General features: G+C 58.9%; 4 protein-coding genes. 1 reads left to right on the forward strand and 3 read right to left on the reverse strand.

All coding sequences use genetic code 11. The annotated features are described in order from the left end of the window. Nucleotides 1-227, forward strand: a 227-nt coding sequence (locus EOA86_RS39685) for a hypothetical protein (RefSeq protein WP_206630187.1), incomplete at its 5' end; no start/stop codon positions are given. Between the two features lie 318 nt (nt 228-545). Here the strand turns inward: EOA86_RS39685 and EOA86_RS40795 are convergent. The 3 genes from EOA86_RS40795 to EOA86_RS31345 form a co-directional block, all read right to left on the reverse strand. Next, complete coding sequence (locus EOA86_RS40795) at nt 546-1,040, reverse strand: hypothetical protein (protein WP_245497433.1); 495 nt, start codon at nt 1,038-1,040, stop codon at nt 546-548. 266 nt (nt 1,041-1,306) lie between these two features. Beyond that, nucleotides 1,307-2,092: an ABC transporter ATP-binding protein gene (locus EOA86_RS31340; RefSeq protein ID WP_127210634.1), complete on the reverse strand. Its 786-nt coding sequence runs from the start codon at nt 2,090-2,092 to the stop codon at nt 1,307-1,309. Next, a partial coding sequence (locus EOA86_RS31345) for an iron chelate uptake ABC transporter family permease subunit (RefSeq protein WP_164892168.1) occupies nt 2,086-2,280 on the reverse strand: 195 nt, incomplete at its 5' end. The genes EOA86_RS31340 and EOA86_RS31345, both read right to left, overlap by 7 nt.

The raw sequence follows: 2,280 nt of genomic DNA on the forward strand, positions 1-2,280 counted from the left end.
GGTCACCGCAAATAGCGGATAGACTGGCGATCAAGCGCGCGTCGAATAACCCCAACCGCCTGCGGTTATCTCTCGATCAGGAGCCCGCGCCTCTGGAACAAGGACGCGGGCTGATCGGGCAACAGCAATTGTCGTCAGCGAGAACACGCCTCAAAGCCGCTAACTTTCGTCTCAAAGCCTTTACTCCAGACGCAAAAGCCCGCCGCACCTTTCGGCGCTGCGGATGAGCGCGACCGATTAAAACTTGTCCGAGAGTGTCTGACGCAGACGATCCATCAGAAATTGTTCATCATCTCCGGGATCGTCGACGAGGCAGCCAGCGCCATGACAACCCTGGTAGCTGCCGTGCTCGTCAAAGTTGGGTTCACCCTCCTTGTCAAACTGGGAGTATTGTCGACAGCCCTATCCGGGTCGTCGCCCATGCAGCCGACGCCCTGGCAACCATTGTAGCCGTTGGTCACGGCCTGCAGGCCCCACCCCGGTAACAATAGGCTGCAATATGGAACGGTCACCTGACCCTACATAGCCTTCAGACACGTCTTTGATCATTGCTTGAGAAACGCGCCCGTGTAAGTCTGGCCGGCAAGCCTAACGGTTCCGGCCAGGGTTCTGTCGGGCCGCATGACAAAACTGACGTCTGCGCCATTCGGTAGGCGCTCAAGCTTCAACGTACTCCCCACAATTCTTCCAGCGCCGGCGGCCTCTCCCGGATGGTTGTCGCCCAGGGTTCCCCACGCATAGGTAACCGTTACCTTCCCTTTGGAAGAAATCGTCTGAACAGCAAGTATGGCGTCATACATCCCATCCAATCGTCCGGCCCATAGACCCGAAAAAACAGCATACTTTGTCGGAACGGCCTTGTCAGGCGGAGTGACCGCCACGGATTGATGCATAATTGCTGAGCCGGAGGGAACAGCCGCAGGATCCGAGGCAGTTTGGGCGGGAATGGTACCAAGTTCTAATGCAGGTTCGGGAGTGGGTTGCGGCGCTTCAGGAGCCGATTGGCACGCGGTTATGGCAAGCGCCGCGAAGCCAAGCATTGCGTTGCACAATCGGCGTGCCATCTTCTGGTGCCCCGGCCATCTCTGGATCTAGCGCTAAACCTTATCGCGCGTTTTCAAGACCTCTGTCTACCCAAGGTATCTCGTACAACAGCGGCTCGTCAAAGGACGTGCAGCGGTCGTCAGTGAACGCCTCCCTTCGTCGCCCAAGTAGCCGCCTGGGCGATAACAAATGTTTTTAATTCAAACGTTTACGCAGAATTTTCGATCTATTTTCTAGGTTTTGGCTTTCGACCACAGATGCCTTAAGCTGCTATCGACGCAGCCGCTGCCGTCTCGACCGCGACGCCATCCACCATCACATGACCGATGCCCCGCGAGCAGCGCTCGATCCGCGCCTCGACGCGGTACACGTCACGCAAAAGCGCCGGGGTGACAACATCTTCCGGCGTGCCGCAGGCGATCATCCGGCCGTCTGCAATGACGATGCATTTGTCAGCGAAGCGCAGGGCCTGATTGAGGTCGTGAATTGCGATCAGCACCGCAATCCCGTGCTTGCGCGCAAGCCCGCGCATAAAGCTTAGCACCTCGACCTGCCGGTGCAAGTCAAGCGCGGACGTCGGCTCGTCCATGAGCAGGATTTCAGGTTCGCGGGCGAGGGTCTGGGCGATGCTCACCACCTGCCTTTGCCCCCCGCTCAATTCTCCGACATTGCGAAAGGCAAGATCCGAGATGCTGAGCGCGGCCAGGATGCCGTCTATGAGTGCGAGGTCGCCATCGCTAACCGACCAGGCAGAGCCCTGCTTGCGGGCGAGCAGGATCGATTCATAGACGGTCAGCACCGCGTTGGCTGCCGAATCCTGCGGCATGTAGCAGATGCCGTCCGGTCCCTTCGCCGCTCCCTCGAGGCAGACGCGCCCCGGGCCTTTCAAGAGCCCTGCGATGCGCTTGAACAGCGTTGACTTGCCCGCTGCGTTTGGCCCGATAACGGCGACTACCTCGCCACCTCGGAAAATGGGAGTTGAAACGTCCGAAAGGACGAGCCGCGTCCCGTGGAAGGCTCCGAGACCATCGAGCCTGATCGTTACCATGAGCGCCTCACATTCGAGAGGATCAGCGAGATGAAGAAGGGAATGCCGATAAGCGAGGTGACGATGCCGATCGGGAAGATCGTGCCTGGAATGAGCGACTTGCTGGCAACCGAACTTGCCGAAAGGATGAGGGCGCCAGCAAGCGCTGAAGCGGGCAGGAAGAAGCGTTGATCTTCCCCGATCAGCAT

Origin of the sequence: Mesorhizobium sp. M5C.F.Ca.IN.020.32.2.1 (assembly GCF_004023105.1) — a bacterium.
GTDB lineage: Bacteria > Pseudomonadota > Alphaproteobacteria > Rhizobiales > Rhizobiaceae > Mesorhizobium > Mesorhizobium wenxiniae.

What these genes read in the sequence shown, in the direction of transcription:
- EOA86_RS40795 (WP_245497433.1), bottom strand. Translation starts at nt 1,040, where the DNA reads ATGCTTGGCTTCGCGGCGCTTGCCATAACCGCGTGCCAATCGGCTCCT.
- EOA86_RS31340 (WP_127210634.1), bottom strand. Translation starts at nt 2,092, where the DNA reads ATGGTAACGATCAGGCTCGATGGTCTCGGAGCCTTCCACGGGACGCGG.